The 20,344-nt window shown below is 66.4% G+C and carries 15 protein-coding genes; 11 read left to right on the plus strand and 4 right to left on the minus strand.

The genetic code is table 11. The annotated features are described in order from the left end of the window. Positions 1–17: 17 nt before the first annotated feature. The 3 genes from ACSQ24_RS17755 to ACSQ24_RS17765 are packed head-to-tail and all read left to right on the plus strand — an operon-like array spanning position 18 to position 2,583. The gene (locus ACSQ24_RS17755; protein ID WP_436095951.1) at positions 18–590 is read left to right on the plus strand and encodes an endonuclease domain-containing protein; all 573 of its coding nucleotides are present in this window, start codon (positions 18–20) and stop codon (positions 588–590) included. Beyond that, on the plus strand, positions 587–1,570 hold the full coding sequence (locus ACSQ24_RS17760) for an ABC transporter ATP-binding protein (RefSeq protein ID WP_436095952.1): 984 nt from the start codon (positions 587–589) through the stop codon (positions 1,568–1,570). Before ACSQ24_RS17755 ends, ACSQ24_RS17760 begins: the two co-directional genes overlap by 4 nt. Continuing rightward, complete coding sequence (locus ACSQ24_RS17765; RefSeq protein ID WP_436095953.1) at positions 1,567–2,583, plus strand: ABC transporter ATP-binding protein; 1,017 nt, start codon at positions 1,567–1,569, stop codon at positions 2,581–2,583. The genes ACSQ24_RS17760 and ACSQ24_RS17765 overlap by 4 nt, the downstream gene beginning before the upstream one ends. A 21-nt stretch (positions 2,584–2,604) precedes the next feature. Here ACSQ24_RS17765 and ACSQ24_RS17770 read toward each other — a convergent pair whose 3' ends face one another. From ACSQ24_RS17770 to ACSQ24_RS17780, 3 genes are read right to left on the minus strand one after another with little or no spacing between them, the layout of a single operon-like run. Continuing rightward, complete coding sequence (locus ACSQ24_RS17770) at positions 2,605–2,991, minus strand: LCCL domain-containing protein (protein ID WP_436095954.1); 387 nt, start codon at positions 2,989–2,991, stop codon at positions 2,605–2,607. Next, complete coding sequence (locus tag ACSQ24_RS17775) at positions 2,988–4,247, minus strand: vWA domain-containing protein (protein WP_436095955.1); 1,260 nt, start codon at positions 4,245–4,247, stop codon at positions 2,988–2,990. Before ACSQ24_RS17775 ends, ACSQ24_RS17770 begins: the two co-directional genes overlap by 4 nt. Further along, the gene (locus ACSQ24_RS17780) at positions 4,244–5,275 is read right to left on the minus strand and encodes an AAA family ATPase (RefSeq protein WP_436095956.1); all 1,032 of its coding nucleotides are present in this window, start codon (positions 5,273–5,275) and stop codon (positions 4,244–4,246) included. Before ACSQ24_RS17780 ends, ACSQ24_RS17775 begins: the two co-directional genes overlap by 4 nt. A gap of 298 nt (positions 5,276–5,573) precedes the next feature. On the opposite strand from ACSQ24_RS17780, the gene ACSQ24_RS17785 reads away from it, so the two are divergent. The 6 genes from ACSQ24_RS17785 to ACSQ24_RS17810 all read left to right on the plus strand — a co-directional run bounded on the left by ACSQ24_RS17785 (position 5,574) and on the right by ACSQ24_RS17810 (position 14,707). Beyond that, positions 5,574–7,868, plus strand: coding sequence for an NADP-dependent malic enzyme (locus ACSQ24_RS17785; protein WP_436095957.1), 2,295 nt, complete (start codon positions 5,574–5,576; stop codon positions 7,866–7,868). Positions 7,869–8,040: 172 nt separating this feature from the next. Next, on the plus strand, positions 8,041–9,663 hold the full coding sequence (locus tag ACSQ24_RS17790; protein ID WP_436095958.1) for a peptide ABC transporter substrate-binding protein: 1,623 nt from the start codon (positions 8,041–8,043) through the stop codon (positions 9,661–9,663). A 228-nt stretch (positions 9,664–9,891) separates the two neighbouring features. Next, on the plus strand, positions 9,892–10,812 hold the full coding sequence (locus tag ACSQ24_RS17795) for an ABC transporter permease subunit (protein ID WP_436095959.1): 921 nt from the start codon (positions 9,892–9,894) through the stop codon (positions 10,810–10,812). Positions 10,813–10,816: 4 nt separating this feature from the next. Further along, positions 10,817–11,938, plus strand: a complete 1,122-nt coding sequence (locus ACSQ24_RS17800) for an ABC transporter permease subunit (RefSeq protein WP_436095960.1) — start codon at positions 10,817–10,819, stop codon at positions 11,936–11,938. 192 nt (positions 11,939–12,130) lie between these two features. Beyond that, positions 12,131–13,729, plus strand: a complete 1,599-nt coding sequence (locus tag ACSQ24_RS17805; protein ID WP_436095961.1) for an ABC transporter ATP-binding protein — start codon at positions 12,131–12,133, stop codon at positions 13,727–13,729. Positions 13,730–13,849: 120 nt separating this feature from the next. Continuing rightward, complete coding sequence (locus tag ACSQ24_RS17810) at positions 13,850–14,707, plus strand: D-amino-acid transaminase (protein ID WP_436095962.1); 858 nt, start codon at positions 13,850–13,852, stop codon at positions 14,705–14,707. 74 nt (positions 14,708–14,781) lie between these two features. On the opposite strand, the gene guaD is transcribed toward ACSQ24_RS17810, so the two are convergent. Continuing rightward, positions 14,782–16,113 (minus strand): guanine deaminase, encoded by a 1,332-nt coding sequence (guaD, locus tag ACSQ24_RS17815; RefSeq protein WP_436095963.1) that lies wholly within the window; start codon positions 16,111–16,113, stop codon positions 14,782–14,784. 279 nt (positions 16,114–16,392) lie between these two features. On the opposite strand from guaD, the gene ACSQ24_RS17820 reads away from it, so the two are divergent. Beyond that, on the plus strand, positions 16,393–17,958 hold the full coding sequence (locus ACSQ24_RS17820; protein WP_436095964.1) for a xanthine dehydrogenase small subunit: 1,566 nt from the start codon (positions 16,393–16,395) through the stop codon (positions 17,956–17,958). Continuing rightward, positions 17,951–20,299: a xanthine dehydrogenase molybdopterin binding subunit gene (gene xdhB, locus ACSQ24_RS17825; RefSeq protein WP_436095965.1), complete on the plus strand. Its 2,349-nt coding sequence runs from the start codon at positions 17,951–17,953 to the stop codon at positions 20,297–20,299. Before ACSQ24_RS17820 ends, xdhB begins: the two co-directional genes overlap by 8 nt. The last annotated feature ends 45 nt before the right edge of the window (positions 20,300–20,344 follow it).

The raw sequence follows: 20,344 nt of genomic DNA on the forward strand, positions 1-20,344 counted from the left end.
GGGTTTGGGAGGGAGGCATGCCGCACGCCGAGGTCAGACCAGCCCAACGCCATCGCGCAAAGCAGCTACGCAAGGACATGACCGGGCCGGAAAAGAAGCTTTGGCATGAACTCAAAGCTCACCGGGCTGGCGGCGCACATTTTCGAAGGCAAGTTCCGATAGGCGCTTACATCGCTGACTTTGCCTGCCACAACGCCAAACTGATCATCGAAATCGATGGCGACCAGCATAGTATCGGAAGGCAGCAGACATCGGACGCTCGCCGCGACACATGGTTCGCCGAGCAAGGCTATCAGACGCTGCGCTTCAGCAACTGGCAGGTGATGAACGAGTTCGAGAGCGTTGTGCTGACGATTGCAGCAGCGGCACAAGGGCTTTTGAAAGATGTGCCGGTCGGCGCCAACCTGCCCTCTCCCCCCTTGTGGGGGAGAGCTGGAGAGGGGGGTATGCCACCCTCGATAGAAGTCCAGCTCGGCTCGACTGAACCTGCCCCCGCGATACCCCCCTCCCAACCCTCCCCCACAAGGGGGGAGGGCTCCCGCGCCTCTTCCGGTCAGGAAGTGAACGACGGGAAGGAGCAAAAGCCATGAGCCCCGTCCTCCAGGTTACCGATCTCAAGACCCATTTCTTCACCCGCGCCGGCACCGTCAAATCGGTCGACGGCGTATCCTTCCATGTCGATCGCGGCGAGGTACTCGGCCTCGTCGGCGAGTCCGGCTCCGGCAAGTCGGTCACCGGCTTCTCGGTGATGGGCCTGATCGACCCGCCAGGCAGAATCGTCGAGGGCTCGATCAAGCTCAACGGCAAGGAGCTGGTCGGGCTCGACGAGGAGGGTTTCCGCAAGGTCCGCGGCCGCGAGGTCGCGATGATCTTCCAGGACCCGATGATGACGCTGAACCCGGTCCTGCGCGTCGACACGCAGATGATCGAGGCCGTCACCGCCCATGACAAGGTCTCGCACAAGGCGGCCCGCGAGCGTTCCCGCGACGCGCTCGCCAGGGTCGGCATCCCCTCGCCCGAGGAACGGCTCAATGCCTATCCGCACCAATTTTCCGGCGGCATGCGCCAGCGCGTTGCCATCGCGATCGCCCTGCTGCACCGCCCGCCGCTGATCATCTGCGACGAGCCGACCACGGCGCTCGACGTCACCATCCAGAGCCAGATCCTGGCGGAGATGCAGGGCCTCTGCGCCGACACCGGCACAGCGCTGGTCTGGATCACGCACGACCTCGGCGTCGTCGCCGGCCTCGCCGACCGGATTGCGGTGATGTATGCCGGCCGCATCGTCGAGACCGGCGCGGTCGATCCGGTACTCGACACCCCGCTCCATCCCTACACCAGCGGGCTGCTCGGCTCGCTGCCGGCGGAAGGCGAACCCGGCGCGCCCTTGCGCCAGATCAGAGGTTCGACGCCGTCGCTGGCGCGGCTGCCGCAGGGCTGCGCCTTCGCCGCGCGCTGCGATTACGCACAGGCCGATTGCCTTGCCCTCGCTCCCGAGGTCACCCCCTTCCCGGGAGCACGCGGCGTGCGCTGCCATCACCCGCTCAACCTCGCCGGAGTCGCGGCATGACTACGCCGATCCTCACCTTGGAGGCCGTCTCGAAGCGCTTCACCAAGCCGCTCGACGCCGCCTCGAAATTCGCCAACCTGCTCGGCGCCAACTACAGCGAGCAGGTCGTTCATGCCGTCGACAGCGTCGATCTCTCGATTCGACAAGGCGAGGTCGTCGGGCTCGTCGGCGAATCCGGTTGCGGCAAGTCGACGCTCGGGCGCGTCGTCGCCGGCGTCCATCATGCCAGCTCCGGCCGCGTCTCCTGGCGCGGGCGCTACACCAACGAGATGTCGGCGGAGGAGCGCAAGGCAGCGACGCTCGCGATCCAGATGATCTTCCAGGACCCGATGTCCTCGCTGAACCCGCGCCTGCGCGTCACCGACATCGTCGGCGAGGCGCCGGTCGTGCACGGGCTGGTGCAAAAGGCGCAGCAGGACGCTTATGTCGCCGAGGTGCTCGATCGGGTCGGGCTCGATTCGACCTATCGCCGCCGCTATCCGCACCAGTTCTCCGGCGGCCAGCGCGCCCGCATCGGCATCGCGCGGGCTTTGGCGGTCAAGCCGCAATTCCTCGTCTGCGACGAGAGCGTGGCCGCACTTGATGTATCGATTCAGGCCCAAGTCCTGAATCTTTTCATGAAGCTGCGCGACGAACTTAACCTGACTTATCTCTTTATCAGCCATGATCTCAGCGTGGTCAGGCACCTCTCCGACCGGGTCGTGATCATGTATCTCGGCCGCGTCGTCGAGGCGGCGCCGGCAGCCGAATTGTTCAAGGGCCCGCAGCACCCTTACGCACAGGCACTGCTCGCCAACGTGCCGTCGATCGCGGCGCGCAAGAAGCGCTTCGCGCCGCTGAAGGGCGAAATCCCCTCGCCGCTGCATCCGCCGTCCGGCTGCCATTTCCATCCGCGCTGCCCGCAGGCCGGACCGCGCTGCAGGGTCGAGCGCCCGGTGCTGAAGGAGATCGCGACGGGCCACGTCGCCGCCTGCCATCTGCACGATGGCGGCGTCGGCGCGCTGGCGGCCTGAGGCTCGGATCAGGCGGCCAACTCAGATCGCAGACAGCTTCCACGCATACTGATAGCGGCCGTACTGGGTACTGGTAACGCCGTTGCGCTCGGTGCCGGGGAACTCCTCCGGCGGCGTCACCACCGTCACCCTGAAGACGGCGGTCTTGCCCGGCTTGAGCAGTCCCATATGCACGGCCGCGGCGCCGATCGAGGAGTCGCCACTATAGATATCCGTACCCCAGAGCTGGCCTTCCACGACACCCGTGACCCGAAAATAATAGACGGCGCCGACCTTTTCGCAGAGCCCGTGCATGTTCATCGGCGCTTCCGAGGCGATCGAATTTTGCTCGAGCAGCAGCTTGAGTTGCCGGCGCGAGAGTTTTCCACGCTGGTCGAAATAGGCGACGAGATCCTGCACGACCTTCATGATGCGCCTCCCGCTTGCATGACGACGACCCGGCCATAGGACGGCCGGAACGAGGTTGAGCTCTTCGGCAACGCCCACAGCACCGCATAGGGGACGGCTTCGCTCGGATAGGAGATGTCGCCATCGGTGATGACGATGGCGGAGGTCACGCGCGGATCATCCGCCAGTGCGGCCAGCGCCGGGGTCAGGTCGCTGCCGCCATAGCCGCTGATCTGATAGTCGGCGAGCGCCGTCGGCGAGAGCACTTCGTCCGAGGTCACAACGGTGTCGCACTGGACGACGCGGATCTCGTCGACCCCGGCCACATCGCAGAAATCGGCGATGGCGCCGAGCGCCTTCGGGATGTCGTCGCCCATCGAGGCACTGGTGTCGAGGATGACGTTGAGCATCCAGGAATAGCGCTTGCGCCCCGGCATCACGACATCGCTGTGGTCGTTACCGCGGCGCGAGGCGCGGGTGTAGGTGCGCTCGCCCGGCGCGACGCCTTCGAGCCAGGGCTGGAGCGCGACATGCCAGGGCGTGTGAAAGAAGCCGCGCTGTGACCGCACGCTCTGCTGCTGCCCGCCCGAGCTGTCGCCCCTGCCGCGCATGGCGCCCATGGCCTTGGCCAGCACCATGCCGCGCGCGGCGAGGTCGCGGACCGCCCGCGCGCGCTCGGCCTGGTCAGCGCTGTCCTTCGGGAAGAGATCGCGTTCGCGCTGCGCGTCGAGCGCATCGCCCATCGAGCCCGCGGGCGCTTGCCGGGCCGCGCCGAGCACCTGCTCGACGGTGACGACCTGCCCTTCCCAGACCTGCGTCCTGGACGACATGTAGTTGCCGGTGCGACGCATCTCCAGCACGATGTCCTCGGCCGAGCGCTCGCGGGCACCTTGCATGTCGAGTCCGCCGGCCGGGATCGTCGTGGTGCCGAGCGCGTGCCGCAGCATGTCGTTGATGATGTAGTCGTGGGCGTAGTTGAACTCGAGCGTAGCGCTGCCGCGGGCCCGGTCATGGGTTCGCAGCGCCAGATGCAGCAGCTCGTGGGCCAGCACGAAGACAAGGTCGTCGCCGGAGAGCCGCGCAGTGAAAGACGGGTTCGCCAGCAGGCGACCAGAAGCGAAGACGCCCATCGTTGGCACGCGCGTGTCGATTTCGACGCGCACGGCGGCGGCAAGCCCGGCCAGGTGCGGGAACGGCGCGGTAACCAGCCGCAGGCCCTTCATGATTCGCGCATGGGCAGCGCGGTCAGCAGCCGGAAGTTCGGGCGCGTCGCTCATGCCGCCACCTTGCGCAGGAGATCGTACATGGCGCGATCAGCCCCGAGCGCCCCCCAGATCTCGACCATGTCGTTGAGGGCGAGAAGCTGGTGCTCGTGGGACAGGCTGCGCAGGAAGCGGTTGATGATCGGCGGCTTGATGCCAGCGGCGCGGCCATCCCTGACAAACTGGCGGATGCAGTCGAGGATGAACCAGCGGGCGGAATCGCCTTTCGGCAGCAGTTCCGGCTTGCGCAGATAGTCCTCGAGCGGGCGGACCGCGCCGATCGAATCCTCGGCGAGCGCGCAGAACACCACCGCGTCCTCCGGCGAGAGCCGGCCAAAAGCGAGCGCGCGCCGGGTTTCGTTGCTGAGCAGCCCGGATTTCTGGGCCATGTCGAGCGCCCGCGACAGCAATGTCCAGGCGCGTGGCGTCGAGAACGGCACGGGCTCCGCCGGTACCGGCCGCATCAGCGCGTCTGGAATCGTCGCGATGAAGTTGCGGATCTCGCTCCGGACGCCGGCACGCTGGGCCCAGGCCAGCCAATCGTCGATATCGACGCGCAATTGCAGGATGGTGACGCGGTTGACCAGCGCCGAGCTCATCGCTCGCACCAGAGCGCGATCCTGCAGGCGATTGCCGGCAGCGACGACCCAGGTGCCTTTCGGCAAGGCATGCTCGCCCAGCCGCCGCTCCAGCAGCAGGGAATAGAACGCCTTCTGGACGTCAGGTGAGCATGCCGGCAACTCGTCGAGGAACAGGCAGAACGGTTCGGGCTTTTCCGGCAGTAGCACACGCGGCGGGCAGAAGACCGAGCGCTCGCCGACGATGCGCGGAATGCCGCTCACGTCCTCAGGAGCGATCTGGGTGCCGAGCAGGGAGCGGCAGGGCAGGCCCGCCTCGCGCGCGGCCTCATAGACCAGCTCGGACTTGCCGAGGCCTGGAGGCGAGAGCAGCAGAAAGCTCTGCTCATGCGCCATGCACTGGATCAACTGCTTGGCCTGACGCAACGAGACAACTTCGTCGAAGGCAGATCGCATCGCTTCCATCAACCCCTCCCAGGGACGACCCGCCGGGATCAAATCGGCGGATGTGCGGTGAGAGGCAGTCTGCAACGCCAGAGGCCTTTGAAATCATTATTTCTTTGTAATGTTTAGTTTTGTTTCACGGCTGTTTCACGAGCCGCCACTTGCGTGGGTTTTGATCGATCCCGCAGCTTCTGCTCGCGAAACTCGATCCCGTTTGTCCTGCGACACAAGTCTTTCGCCGCCCGGCCCCGCTTGACGCCCACCCCCTTTCCGCGCGACCTCGTCAGCAAGCAATGGCGGCGCAGAGGAAGCGTGGGGAATGGCTAAAAGCACCTTGTCGGCGGACCTTCGTTCGGGCGCCCTCGTCTACCACCGCCTGCCCAAACCCGGTAAGCTCGAGATCCAGGCGACCAAGCCCCTCGGCAACCAGCGCGATCTCGCCCTCGCCTATTCTCCCGGCGTCGCCGCCGCTTGCGAGGCGATCGTCGACGATCCAGCCGAGGCAGCCGAGCTGACCTCGCGCCAGAACCTCGTCGCCGTCATCACCAACGGCACTGCGGTGCTCGGCCTCGGCGATATCGGCCCGCTCGCCTCCAAGCCCGTGATGGAGGGCAAGGCCGTCCTGTTCAAGAAGTTCGCCGGCATCGACTGCTTCGACATCGAGGTCGAGCAGAAGAACGTCGAGAAGTTTGTCGAGGTGGTCGCGGCGCTGGAGCCGACCTTCGGCGGCATCAACCTCGAGGACATCAAGGGCCCGGAGTGCTTCGAGATCGAGGAGCAGCTCAAGGCCCGGATGAACATCCCGGTCTTCCATGACGACCAGCACGGTACGGCGATCATCGTCAGCGCCGCCGTGCTGAACGGGCTCGACCTCGCGGGCAAGAAGATCGCCGAGGTCAAGATCGTCGTCTCAGGCGCCGGCGCGGCAGCTCTGGCCTGCCTCAACCTCCTGGTCGAGCTCGGCGCCAGGCGGGAGAACATCTGGGTCACCGATCTTGACGGGGTGGTCTACAAGGGCCGTAACACGCTGATGGACCGCTGGAAGGAGATCTACGCCCAGGAGACCGAGGCGCGCATGCTCGCCGAGGTGATCGGCGGCGCCGATATCTTCCTCGGCCTCTCCGCAGCGGGCGTGCTGAAGCCCGAAATGGCCAAGCAGATGGCGCCGAAGCCCCTGATCCTGGCGCTCGCCAACCCCAATCCCGAGATCACGCCGGAGGATGCGCTTGCCGTTCGCCCCGACGCGATGATCTGCACCGGCCGCTCGGACTATCCGAACCAGGTCAACAACGTCCTGTGCTTCCCCTACATCTTCCGCGGCGCGCTCGATGTGCAGGCGACGACGATCAACGAGGCGATGAAGCTCGCCGCCGTGCGCGCCATCGCCGCGCTGGCGCGCGAGGCGACCTCTGACATCGCCGCCCGCGCCTATGGCGGTGAGGCCCAGACCTTCGGCGCAACGTCGTTGATCCCCAATCCGTTCGATCCGCGCCTCATCCTGCGCATCGCGCCGGCCGTGGCGGAGGCGGCGATGACCACCGGCGTCGCCAAGAAGCCGTTGATCGACATCGAGGCCTATCGCGAGGACCTGTCGCGCTTCGTCTTCCGTTCCGGCTTCCTGATGAAGCCGCTCTTCGCCAAGGCCAAGGCCGACCCGAAGCGGGTGATCTATGCCGAGGGCGAGGATGAGCGCGTGCTGCGCGCCGCCCAGATCGCGCTTGAAGAGCGTATGGCGATCCCGATCCTGATCGGCCGCCCTTCGGTGATCGAGACGCGCATCAAGCGCTTTGGCCTGACGATCCGGCCGGGCATCGATTGCGAGTTGATCAATCCCGAGGACGATCCGCGCTATCGCGACTACGTCCAGACCTATCTCGACATCGCCGGCCGGCGCGGCATCACGCCCGAGGCGGCGCGCTCGCTGGTGCGGACCAACAACACGGTCATCGCGGCACTCGCCGTCGTGCGCGGCGAGGCGGACGCGATGATCACCGGGCTGGAAGGCCGGTTCCTCTCGCGGCTGCGCCATATCCGCGACATCATCGGGCTCGAACCCGGGGTCTGCGACCTCGCGGCGATGACGCTGATCATCACCAGCAAGGGCGGTTTCTTCCTCGCCGACACCCATGTGAAGCATGACCCGACCGCGGAAGAGATCGCCGACATGGCGGTGCTGGCGGCGAGCCATGTCACGCGCTTCGGCATCGAGCCGAAGATCGCCCTGCTCTCGCATTCGGATTTCGGCGCAGCCGACACGCCGAGCTCGATCAAGATGCGCAAGGCGGGCAAGCTGATCCAGGAGCGCGCGCCGGAGCTGGAATGCGACGGCGAGATGGAGGCGGACACCGCCCTCGTCGCCGCCATCCGCGAGCGGGTGCTGCCGTCGTCGCGCCTGAAGGGCATCGCCAACGTCCTGATCTTCCCCAATCTCGACGCTGCCAACATCGCCTACCAGTTCGCCAAGGTGCTGGCCGATGCACTCCCGGTCGGGCCGATCCTGATCGGCGCCGCCAAGCCGGTGCACATCCTCACCGGCTCGGTGACGGCGCGCGGCGTCGTCAACATGACCGCGGTCGCAGTCGCGGAGGCGCAGGGACGAGCAGCCGCCGGCTGACCCTGGGAAAGGCTCTGTTGAAGTCGTTTCTAGGCCAGCTTTCGAAAGCAGGACAAGGACTTAAGCTGAGCGGTTGATACCGGCTTTTCGCTCTTGGCGGGCGCGGCACGATAGGCTCATACTTCCCGTCAGGTGCGGGAAGGGGCCCGTCCGAAGAGTTCGGAGAGCGCTCATGGGTGAGATCCATCGTCAATCCAGGATCAGGCGTGCCATCCGGCCGCTCGCGCTGGCGAGCGGCCTTTTTCTTGCGCTCGCTGGTGCCGCCATGGCGCAGGTCGTGTTCCATCGCGGCAATGACGGCGATCCCGAGACGCTCGATTCTCACAAGACCTCGACGGTGAGCGAGGCGCATTTGCTGCGCGACCTCTCCGAAGGGCTGGTGATCCACCACATCAACGGCGAGGTTGTGCCCGGCGTCGCCGAAAGCTGGACGATGGCGCCGGACGGCAAGAGCTACACCTTCAAGCTGCGCGCCAGCGCCAAATGGTCGAATGGCGATCCGGTCACGGCGAACGATTTTGTCTTTTCGTTCCGGCGCATGGTCAATCCGGAGACGGGAGCGAAATACGCGAACATCCTCTACCCGATCCGCAACGCCGAGAAGATCAACAAGGCGAGCGATGGCGCCAAGCTCGAGGACCTCGGCGTCAGGGCGGCCGACGATCGCACGCTCGAGATCGCGCTGGAGCGGCCCACCCCCTATTTCCTCGAATTGCTGACGCACCAGACCGGGCTGCCGGTCCATCCGCCTTCCGTCCAGAAGTTCGGCAAGGACTTCGTCAAGCCGGAGAACTGGGTCTCGAACGGCGCCTACACGCTGAAGGAGTTCGTGCCGAACTCGCATATCCGTCTCGAGAAGAACAAGAACTTCCACGACGCCGCGAACGTCAAGATCGACACGGTCCTGTACTATCCCACGCCCGACTTCTCCGCTGCCGCCCGCCGCTTCCAGGCCGGCGAGTTGCAGATGACATCGGACATTCCGGCCGATCAGGTCCAGCAATTGCGCGAGAAGCTCGGCAAGGAGCAGGTCAGGATCTCGCCCTATCTCGGCACCTATTTCCTGATCATCAATACCGCGAAGAAGCCGTTCGACGACATCAGGGTGCGCCGCGCGCTCTCGCTGGTGATCGACCGCGAGTTCATTGCCGAGGAGATCTGGGGCGGCACCATGCTGCCGGCCTATGGCGTGATTCCTCCGAATATCGGCAACTACGGCGAACGCGCCGAAGCCGACTTCAAGGGCACCTCGCCGCTCGACCGCGAGGATGAGGCGAAGAAGCTGCTCGCCGCCGCGGGCTTCGGGCCGGGCATGCCGCTGCGCCTGCAACTGCGCTACAACACCACCGACAACAACCGCCGCACCGTCATCGCGATCGCCGAGCAATGGAAGGCGATCGGCGTCGAGACCAGCTTCATCAACACCGACGGCAAGACGCATTTCGCCCTGCTGCGCGACGGTGGCGATTTCGACGTCGCCCGCTATGGCTGGATCGGCGATTATTCCGACCCGCAGAACTTCCTGTTCCTGTTCCTCAGCGACAACAAGGGCTTCAACTCCGGCAAGTACAACAACCCGAAATTCGACGCGCTGCTGCAGCAGGGCGCCGAGGAGATCGACATCGTCAAGCGCGCCGCGATCCTGCGCGAGGCGGATGCGATCCTCGCCGCCGAGGTGCCCTGGATCCCGGTGCTCTACTATTCCTCGAAGAACCTGGTCTCGCCGAAGGTGCAGGGATTCCAGCAGAATTTGCGCGGCGCGCTGCCGACGAGGTTCATGAGCCTGAAGCCGTGAGGTGAGAGTGCGCGTCATGGTCGGGCTTGACCGACTGGAAAAGCGCAACCTTCCCCCTCTCCCCTTGCGGGAGAGGGTTGGGGTGAGGGGTCTCTCGACGCTGATCATGAGCCTAGGGCTGTACCTCCCGAAGCTCCCTAGACCTGCGCGACCCCTCATCCGGCCCTTCGGGCCACCTTCTCCCGCAAGGGGAGAAGGGAAGAGCGGCGCGCATCCCGGCAAAACCTGATGCTCACCTACATCCTGCGCCGCCTCGCCACCGCGATCCCGACCCTGTTCGTGATCGTGACGATCTCGTTCTTCCTGATGCGCGTCGCGCCGGGCGGCCCGTTCGATCTCGAACAGGCGCTCGAAGCCAAGGTGATGGAGAACCTGCGGCGCATCTACAAGCTCGACCAGCCGCTGTTCCAGCAATACCTGACCTATCTTGCAGCGCTGCTGCGCGGCGATTTCGGCCCGTCCTTCTATTTCCGCGACTTCTCGATCGGCGAACTGTTTGCGCAGGGCCTGCCGGTCTCGATCCGGCTCGGCGCCTCGGCGCTGCTGCTGGCGCTCGCGATCGGCGGCCCGCTCGGCATGGTCGCCGCCTTCCGCCAGAACCGCGCCGCCGACCATGCCGTGATCGGCTTCGCCACCGCCGGCATCACCATTCCGAACTTCGTCGTCGCGCCGGTGCTGCAGATCGTCTTCGGCTTGAGCCTGGCCTGGCTGCCGGTCGGCGGCTGGAACGGCGGCGCCTTCCGCAACACCGTGCTGCCGATCGTGACGCTCGCCCTCCCCCAGATCGCCGTGATCGCGCGGATGACGCGCGCAGCGATGATCGAGACCTTGCGCGCCAATCATATCCGCACCTTGCGGGCCCAGGGTCTCTCGACCACGACCATCGCGCTGCATGCGGCGCGCGGTGCGGCACTGCCGGTCGTCTCCTATCTCGGGCCCGCGGCGGCGAGCCTGCTCACCGGCTCGGTCGTGGTCGAGACGATCTTCGCCATTCCCGGCATCGGGCGCTATTTCGTCGAGGGCGCGCTCAACCGCGACTACACGCTGGTGATGGGCACGGTCGTCGTCGTCGCGATCTTCGTCCTGCTCTTCAATCTCGTGGTCGACGTGCTCTACGCGCTGCTCGATCCGCGCGTCCGGCTGGATTGAGGCGATGAGCGATCTCGCCGCCCTCCCCGTCCCACCCGCCGGCCGCTCGCTCTGGCAGGACGCCCGCATCCGCCTGCTGCGTAATCGCGCCGCCGTCGCGAGCCTCGTCGTGCTGGCGCTGATGGTGCTGGCCTGCGTCGTCGGCCCGCTCATGACCGGTCACGCCTACGACCGGGTCTATCAGGACTATGTCCGCGTCCCCGCCAGCCTCTCCTCCTATCCGAAGGCAGAGGCGCTGCCTGCCGCCGCGCAGCGCATCGCATCGCGGATCAGGGCGACGCCGAGCGAGATCGTGGCGGACGCGACCCGAGTCCGGCTGGTGCTCACCGCGCAGCGGCCGATCGACCAGCGCCTGCTCGTCTATTTCGACCGTTCCGATCAGTTCGGCACGCCGGTGATCACCGGCAGCGAGCAGGAGGGACGGCGGCTGACGCTCGACGTCCCGATCAAGCGCCAGTACTTCCTGTTCGGCACCGACTCGAACGGGCGCGACCTGCTCACCCGTACGCTGATCGCGGGCCGGGTCTCGCTCGCCATCGGCCTGCTCGCCACCGGCGTCGCGCTGGTGATCGGCGTCGTTTATGGCGCGACCGCCGGCTATCTCGGCGGACGGATCGACATGGTGATGATGCGCATCGTCGACGTGCTCTATTCCCTGCCCTTCATCTTCTTCGTCATCCTGCTCGTCGTCTTCTTCGGCCGGAACTTCATCCTGATGTTCCTCGCCGTCGGCGCGATCGAATGGCTCGACATGGCCCGCATCGTCCGTGGCCAGGCGCTCTCGATCAAACGGCAGGATTATGTGCTGGCGGCCGAAGCGCTCGGCGTCTCGACCGGCGGCATCCTCAAGCGCCATGTCATCCCGAACACGCTTGGGCCGGTCGTCGTTTATGTCACCCTGCTGGTGCCGAAGGTGATCCTGCTCGAAAGCTTCCTCTCCTTCCTCGGCCTCGGCATCCAGGAGCCGATGACGAGCTGGGGCGTGCTGATCTCGGACGGCGCCCGCGCCATCCAGGCGACGCCGTGGATGCTGATCTTCCCCGCCACCTTCCTGGTGACGACGCTGTTCGCGCTCAACTTCCTCGGCGACGGTCTGCGCGATGCGCTCGACCCGAGGGACCGCTGAGATGAGACAGAGCACACGAGCCGCGACCTGTCCTCTCCCCCCTTGTGGGGGAGAGTTAGAGAGGGGGGTAGTCAGCCGTAAGGTTGCGGAGCATGGGCGCTCTCGACCTCCGTCTCGCGGAGCTTTCCTGCCAATCGCCCTCGATACCCCCCTCCCCAACCCTCCCCCACAAGGGGGGAGGGAGTGCGCACCATGACCGCCGCCGAGCCGATCCTCGCCATCCGCGACCTCAGGGTCCGCTTCCGGACCAATGACGGGCCGTGCGAGGCGGTGCGCGGTATCGACCTCGATGTCGGCCCCGGGGAGTTCGTCGCGGTGGTCGGGGAATCCGGTTCCGGCAAGAGCCAGAGCGTGATGGCGACGATGGGCCTCCTCGCCAGCAATGGCGAGGTCACCGGCACGATCCGCTATCGCGAGGTCGACCTCACCAAGCTGCCGCCGTCGGCCCTGAACAGCTATCGCGGCAGGAAGCTCGCGATGATCTTCCAGGAGCCGATGACCTCGCTCGATCCTCTGTTCCGGATCGGCACGCAGATGGCGGCCCCCTTGCGCAAGCATCAGGGCCTGTCGCGCAAGGCGGCGCGGGCGCGCGCGCTGGAACTGCTTAAGCTGGTCCGGATTCCGCATCCGGAGCGCCGGCTCGATTCCTACCCGCACGAGCTCTCCGGCGGCCAGCGCCAGCGCGTGATGATCGCGATGGCCCTCGCCAACGATCCCGACATCCTGATCGCCGACGAGCCGACGACAGCGCTCGACGTCACCATCGAGGCCGAGATTCTCGCGCTGATCGCCGAACTCCGGCAGCGGCTCGGCATGGCGGTGATCCTGATCAGCCACGACCTCGGGCTGGTCCGGAAATATGCCGAGCGCGTCTATGTGATGAAGGCCGGGGAAGTCGTCGAGAGCGGCCCGGTGCAGGCGATCTTCGAGGCGCCACAGCATCCCTATACCAGGGCGCTCCTCGCGGCCGAACCGCATGGCCACAAGGCACCGCCGCCACCCGGCGCGCCCATCCTGCTCGAAGCCCGCGACCTGCGCGTCAGCTTCGAGCTGTCGCGCGGCTTCCTCAAGCGCGAGCGGGTGGTGCTGCACGCCATCGACGGCGTCGACCTGACGCTCAGGCGCGGCCAGACGATCGGCATCGTCGGCGAATCCGGCTCTGGCAAATCGACGCTCGGACGCGCGCTGCTCAAGCTCCTGCCTTCGTCGGGGCTGGTGCGCTTCGAGGACCGGGCGCTCAACCCGCTCGACCGCGCCGCGATGCGGCCGCTGCGCCGGAGCCTGCAGGTCGTGTTCCAGGATCCGTTCGGCTCGCTTTCGCCGCGCCTCACTGTCGGCGAGATCATCACGGAGGGACTACTCGTGCACGAGCCCGCCTTGTCGCGTGCCGAGCGCGAGCGGCGGGCGGCGGCGGCGCTGATCGAGGTCTGCCTCGATCCAGCGCTGCGCAATCGCTACCCGCACGAGTTCTCGGGCGGTCAGCGCCAGCGCATCGCCATCGCCCGTGCCATGATCCTGCATCCGGCGCTGGTGGTGCTGGACGAGCCGACCTCGGCGCTCGACCGCACCGTCCAGCAGAGCATCGTCGCCCTGCTGAAAGACCTGCAGGCAAGGCACGACCTCTCCTATCTCTTCATCAGCCACGACCTCGCTGTGGTCCGCGCCATGGCCGACGAGATCATGGTGATGAAGGACGGCAAAGTGGTCGAGCGCGGGCCGACCGAGGCGATCTTCGAGGCGCCGCAACAGCCCTATACGCGGCGCCTGATCGCGGCGGCGCTGAAGTGCTGACTGACCGCCAGGAGCACTGCCAGCCTTGCATCTGACGCCGGTCGGCAAGCCGGCATGATATCTCGCCTCACACGCCCGGCTCGGCTAGGAAGGTCCGTCCTTCCGCACGAGACCCCGCATATGAGCCGCACTGTCTACGTCAATGGCGCCTACCTTCCCGAGGAGGAGGCGACGATCTCGATCTTCGACCGCGGCTTCATCTTCGGCGACGGCATCTACGAGGTCTCGGCCGTGCTCGGCGGCAAGCTGGTGGACTGCGAGGCGCATCTGGCGCGGCTGGAGCGCTCGGCTGGGGAACTCGGCCTTGCCCTGCCGTGGTCGAAGGCCGAGCTGATCGCGATCCACGACGAGCTCATCGCCCGCAACGATCTGAACGAGGGCAGCATCTATCTGCAGGTTTCGCGCGGCGCGGCCGATCGCGACTTCGCCTTCCCCAAGGACGTGAAGCCGACGCTGGTCCTGTTCACCCAGGCGCGCCAGTTCGCCGACACCCCGCTGGCGAAGACCGGCATCAAGGTGGTGAGCACGCCGGATCTGCGCTGGGCCCGCCGCGACATCAAGAGCGTCAACCTGCTCGCCCCGGTGCTAGCCAAGCAGTTCGCCGCCGAGAACGGTGCGCAGGAGGCCTGGATGATCGAGGACGGCGTCGTCACCGAGGGCGCCTCGTCGACCGCCTGGATCGTCAGGGGCAAAACGCTGATCTCGCGCCCGCTCTCCCACAAGGTTCTGCCCGGCATCACCCGCACGGCGGTGCTCTCCTTCCTGGCCGAGAGCGGCTTTACCTTCGAGGAACGCGAGTTCACGCTGGAAGAGGCGCTCGACGCCGAGGAGGCCTTCATCACCTCCGCGACCAGCCTGGTGATGCCGGTGACGACGATCGACGGCCACAGCATCCACAACGGCGCGCCAGGCCCGGCGACGATCCGGCTGCGCGAGATCTATCTCGACCACGCCCGCAAAGGCGGCGTGCTGGGATAGCTCGGCGTCATGCTCGGGCTTGACGCGAGCATCTCAGGACGAGAACGCGCCTTACTCCGCGAGAGATTCTCGGGTCACCGCGACGCGGTGCCCGAGAATGACGGCAACTCTACCCGCTCTCCTGCGACATAGGTCGCGACGACATTCCGCTCGTCGCCGAGCGTGACCAGCACGAAGAGTTCCTCGGTCAGGTCGCTGACCGTCTCCAGCCGGTGCGCCATCGCGCGCGTCGCGGCGGGGTCGAGCACGACGATATCGGCCTCGCGCCCCGGCTCGAACGAGCCGATCAAGTGATCGAGCCCCAGGGCCACGGCGTTGCCCAGCGTGATCGCATGCAGCGCCTCGAAGGCCGACAGCGACTGGCCCTGCAACTGCAGGATCTTGTAGGCCTCGGCCATGGTCCGCAGCATCGAATAGGAGGTGCCGCCGCCGATATCGGTCGCGACCGCGACCCTGACACCCTCGCGGCGCGCGCGATCCCAATCGAACAGGCCGGAGCCGAGGAAGAGGTTCGAGGTCGGGCAGAAGACGGCGATGGCGCCATGCTCGGCAAAGGCGCGCCATTCGCGCTTGGTCATGTGGATGCAGTGGCCGAGCAGGCTCTTCTGTCCGAGCAGGCCGTAATCCTCATAGATGCCGGCATAGTCGGCGGCGTCGGGATAGAGCTCCCTAGCGAAGGCGATCTCGGCCCGGTTCTCGTTGATGTGGGTCTGGACGAAACAGTCAGGATGCTCCTCGACTAGCCGCTGCGAGGCCGCCATCTGCTCTGGCGTCGAGGTCACGGCGAAGCGCGGCGTGATCGCGTAGAGCTGACGGCCCTTGCCGTGCCAGCGGCCGATCAGCTCCTTGCTGTCGGCATAGCCGCTCTCGGCCGTATCGGTCAGTGCGGCTGGAGCATTACGATCCATCATCACCTTGCCGGCGATCATGCGGGTGTTACGCCGATGTGATTCGGTGAAGAAGGCCTCGGTCGACTGCTTGTGCACCGAGCAATAGACCGCCGCCGTAGTGGTGCCACTTCCAAGCATTTCATCGAGCAGGAAAGCCGAGAGCTTCTCGGCATGGCCCTGCTGCGCCAGCTTCTGCTCCTCGACGAAGGTGTACTTGTTCAGCCACTCCATCAGTTGCGCGCCATAGGAGGCGATCACCTGCGTCTGCGGCATGTGGATATGGGCGTCGATGAAACCCGGCATGATCAGATGCGGGCGATGATCGATGATGGCGGCGCCGGCCGGCAGTGTCGGCATCAGCTCCCTGGCCTCGCCGGCGGCCCGGATCAGGCCGTTCTCGATGACGAGCAGCCCATCCTCGACATAGCGATGCGCGGCCTCCCCCGCCTGGTGCGGATCCCCGACAAACCAGAGAAGCCGGCCGCGCAAGGCCGAGGTCGCACCGTCTTTGCTCAAGGTTCGCCGCTCCGGCTCAAATCGCGATCATATCTGCACCAAATCAAAGCTTCCGGCCAAGCCGCGAACGTGCCTAATCTTGGGGCATGAATCTGTTCGGCTGGCCCTTGGACCAGAATGCACATTGCTCGCCGATATCCCCTTCCCCCCGCTTGCGGTGGGGAAGGGTTAGGGATGGGGGGCGGGAAAGCCCGAGCGCCGTCCTGCATTGTCGAGCCAAGCGGCACTACCCCCCACCCCAACCCTCCCCGCCGCAAGCGGGGGGAGGGAGAAGGCGCCATGCGTGAGACCGTGCGTTTCCTGCTCGGCGACGAGCTGGTCGAGATCGCCTCCTGCGATCCGACCCGCACGGTGCTCGATTGGCTCAGGCTCGACCGCCGCCGCACCGGCACCAAGGAAGGCTGCGCCGAGGGCGATTGCGGCGCCTGCACGATCGTGGTCGGCCGGCTCGACGGCGGAAGGCTGCGCTATGAGGCGATCAACGCCTGCATCCGCTTCCTGCCGACGCTGGACGGCTGCCATGTCCTGACCGTCGAGCATCTCAAGACCCTGGATGGCGCGCTTCACCCGGTCCAGCAGGCGATGGTCGACTGCCATGGCTCGCAATGCGGCTTCTGCACGCCCGGCTTCGTGATGTCGCTGTTCGCACTCTGGCTGAACGAGCGTGCGCCGTCTGTTGGCCGCATCGAGGATGCCCTTGCAGGTAATCTCTGCCGCTGCACGGGCTACGAACCGATCATCGCGGCGGCGCAGCGCATGGAAGCCGCCGAGCGCGAGACAGATCGTTTCGTTGCGGCGATGCCCGCGATCATGGCCCGGCTGAATGCGCTATCGGACGAGGAGACCGTCTCGCTCGGCGATGGCGAGCGCCATTTCTATGCTCCTGCCACCGTCGAGGCACTGGCCGAACTCGTCAGCACCCATCCGCAGGCGACTTTGGTCGCTGGCGCCACCGATGTCGGCCTCTGGGTCACCAAGGGCATGCGCCGGCTCGATCCGGTGATCTATCTCGGCCGGATCGACGCGCTGCGCACGATCTCGGACGAAGGCGGTCACCTGCGCTTCGGTGCGATGGCGAACCAGATCGCCGTGCGCGAGACGCTCGCCGGCATCTCGCCGCAGCTCGACGAGATGATGCGTCGCTTCGGCGGCGAGCAGGTGCGCAATGCCGGCACGATCGGCGGCAACATCGCCAACGGCTCGCCGATCGGCGACCTGCCGCCGGCGCTGATCGCGCTCGGCGCGACATTGGTGCTGGCGCGCTCCCGTCATTGCGAGGAGCGCAGCGACGAAGCAATCCAGGGGGACGTAGAGCAAGCCCCCCTGGATCGCTTCGCTACGCTCGCGATGACGAAAATCGATCGCCGAACCATCCCGCTCGAAGCCTTCTTCCTCGACTATCGCAAGCAGGACCGGCGCCCCGGAGAGTTCGTCGAGACCGTGCTGGTTCCGAAACTGCCCGCTGGCGCGCTCTTCCACGTCTCGAAGATTTCGAAGCGCTTCGACGAGGACATCTCGGCAGTCTGCGGCGCCTTCTATCTGAAGCTGGATGAGGCCGGCCACGTCGGTGAAGCGCGGCTCGTCTATGGCGGCATGGCCGGTATCCCGAAGCGGGCGGAAGCGGCTGAAGCCGCATTGCTCGGCCGCTCCTGGGACGACGCCACGGTCGCCGCCGCGATCGCCGCGCTGGCGCAGGACTTCACGCCGCTGAGCGATATGCGGGCTTCGGCCGCCTATCGGCTCAAGGTCGCCGGCAACCTGCTGCGGCGCTTCCTGATCGAGACGACCGCTCCGGAGACGTCGACTCGCGTCGCCGGCCTGCTGGCGGAGGCCGCCCATGGCTGACGCCCGCAAGCGGCTCGACCTAGGAGAGACGCGGCCGATCGTCGGCTCGCCGCTGAAGCATGATTCAGCCGAGAAGCACGTCGCCGGCGAAGCGCTCTATATCGACGATATCGCCGAGCCGGCGGGCCTCGCTCATGCCTATCTCGGCCTCTCCACCATCGCGCATGGCCGGCTGCTGTCGCTCGACCTGTCGGCCGTCGAAGCCGCACCGGGCGTGCTCGCGGTCCTCACCACAGCCGACATTCCCGGCGCGAACGATATCTCTTCGACGCACAAGCATGACGAGCCGATCTTCGCGACCGGTGCGATCCTGTACCACGGCCAGCCGCTCTTTGCCGTCGTTGCCGAGACGCGCGAGCAGGCCCGCCGCGCTGCGATGCTGGCCAAAGCGACCTATGACGAGGCGCCTCCCCTGCTCGACGTCGCCGCCGCCCGCGCGGCCGGCTCCGATCTCGTCACCGAACCGCTCAAGCTCGAACGCGGCGACTTGGCCGCGGCGCTTTCCGCCAGCCCGCGCCGGCTGAAAGGCTCGATGGCGATCGGCGGGCAGGATCACTTCTACCTCGAAAGCCAGATCGCGCTCGCTATCCCCGGCGAGGACGGCGACATGCTGGTGCAGTCCTCGACCCAGCATCCGAGCGAGGTCCAGCATATGGTCGCCGCCGTGCTCGGCATCGGCGCGCATGCGATCACCATCGAGGTCCGGCGCATGGGCGGCGGCTTCGGCGGCAAGGAGACGCAGGCCAATCTCTTCGCCTGCGTCGCAGCGCTCGCGGCCCGCAAGCTAAAGCGCCCGGTGAAGCTCCGGCCCGACCGCGACGACGACATGGTCATCACTGGCAAGCGCCACGACTTCGTCGTCGATTACGAGATCGGCTTCGATGACGAGGGCCGCGTCCATGCGGTCGATGCGGTCTATGCCGCACGCTGCGGCTGGAACGCTGATCTCTCCGGCCCGGTCACCGACCGCGCTTTGTTCCACATGGACAACTGCTATTTCTACCCGGCGGTGCGGGCCCGCTCGGAGCCCTTGCGCACGCATACGGTCTCCAACACTGCCTTCCGCGGCTTCGGCGGCCCGCAAGGCATGGTCGGGGCCGAGCGCTTCATCGAGGAGGTCGCCTTCGCCACCGGGCTCGACCCGCTGGAGGTGAGGAAGCGCAACCTTTATGGCGGCGAAGGGCGCGAGATCACGCCCTATCACCAGCCGGTCGAGGATATGATCACCGCAGAGGTGATCGACGACCTCGAGCATTCCTGCGACTACCAGGCTCGTCAGCAGGCGATCCGCGCCTTCAACCGGGAGAGCCCGGTGATCAAGCGCGGCATTGCGCTGACGCCGGTCAAGTTCGGCATCTCCTTCACCGCGACCTGGTACAATCAGGCCGGCGCGCTGGTGCATGTCTATACAGACGGCACGGTGGCGCTGAACCATGGCGGCACCGAAATGGGCCAGGGGCTCTACCAGAAGGTGGCGCAGGTGGTGGCGCAGGCCTTCGGCATGGGACTCGGCGATATCAAGATCACCGCCACGACGACCGGCAAGGTGCCGAACACCTCGGCGACCGCCGCCTCCTCAGGTTCCGATCTCAACGGCATGGCGGCGCTCGACGCCTGCGAGACGATCAAGAAGCGGCTCATCGCCTTCGCCGCGCAGCATTGGCAGGAAAAGCCGGAGGCGATCGCCTTCCTGCCGGGGCGGGTGCAGGTCGGCGCGCGCGAGATCGGCTTCGTCGAGCTGGTGAGGGCCGCGTACATGGCGCGTGTCCAGCTCTCGGCCACCGGCTTCTATGCGACGCCAAAGATCCATTGGGACCGCAAGGCCGGGCGCGGCCACCCGTTCTACTATTTCGCCTATGGCGCTGCCGCAGCCGAAGTCGCGATCGACACGCTGACCGGCGAATACAAGGTCGAACGCGTCGATATCCTGCATGATTGCGGCAACTCCCTGAACCCGGCGATCGACAAGGGGCAGATCGAGGGCGGCTTCGTCCAGGGCATGGGCTGGCTGACCACCGAGGAGCTGGTCTGGGACGAGAAGGGGCGGCTCAAAACCCACGCGCCCTCGACCTACAAGATCCCGGTCGCCTCCGACCGGCCGCGCATTTTCAACGTCGCGCTCCTGGAGAATGCGCCGAACCACGAGCACACCATCCATCGCTCCAAGGCGGTCGGCGAGCCGCCCCTGATGCTGGCGATCAGCGTGCTGCACGCCCTCTCCGATGCGGTGGCCAGCGTCGGCGACCACCGCTTCTGCCCGCAGCTCGACGCGCCGGCGACGCCGGAACGGGTGCTCGACGCAGTCGAGCGGGTGCGGGCCTTGGCGGAGGGCAGGCTATGAACCTGAAAGCTCCCGCGGGATCCCCTCTCCCGGATGGTTTCCCCT

The organism is Allobosea sp. LjRoot237 (genome assembly GCF_964253285.1).
GTDB lineage: Bacteria > Pseudomonadota > Alphaproteobacteria > Rhizobiales > Beijerinckiaceae > Allobosea.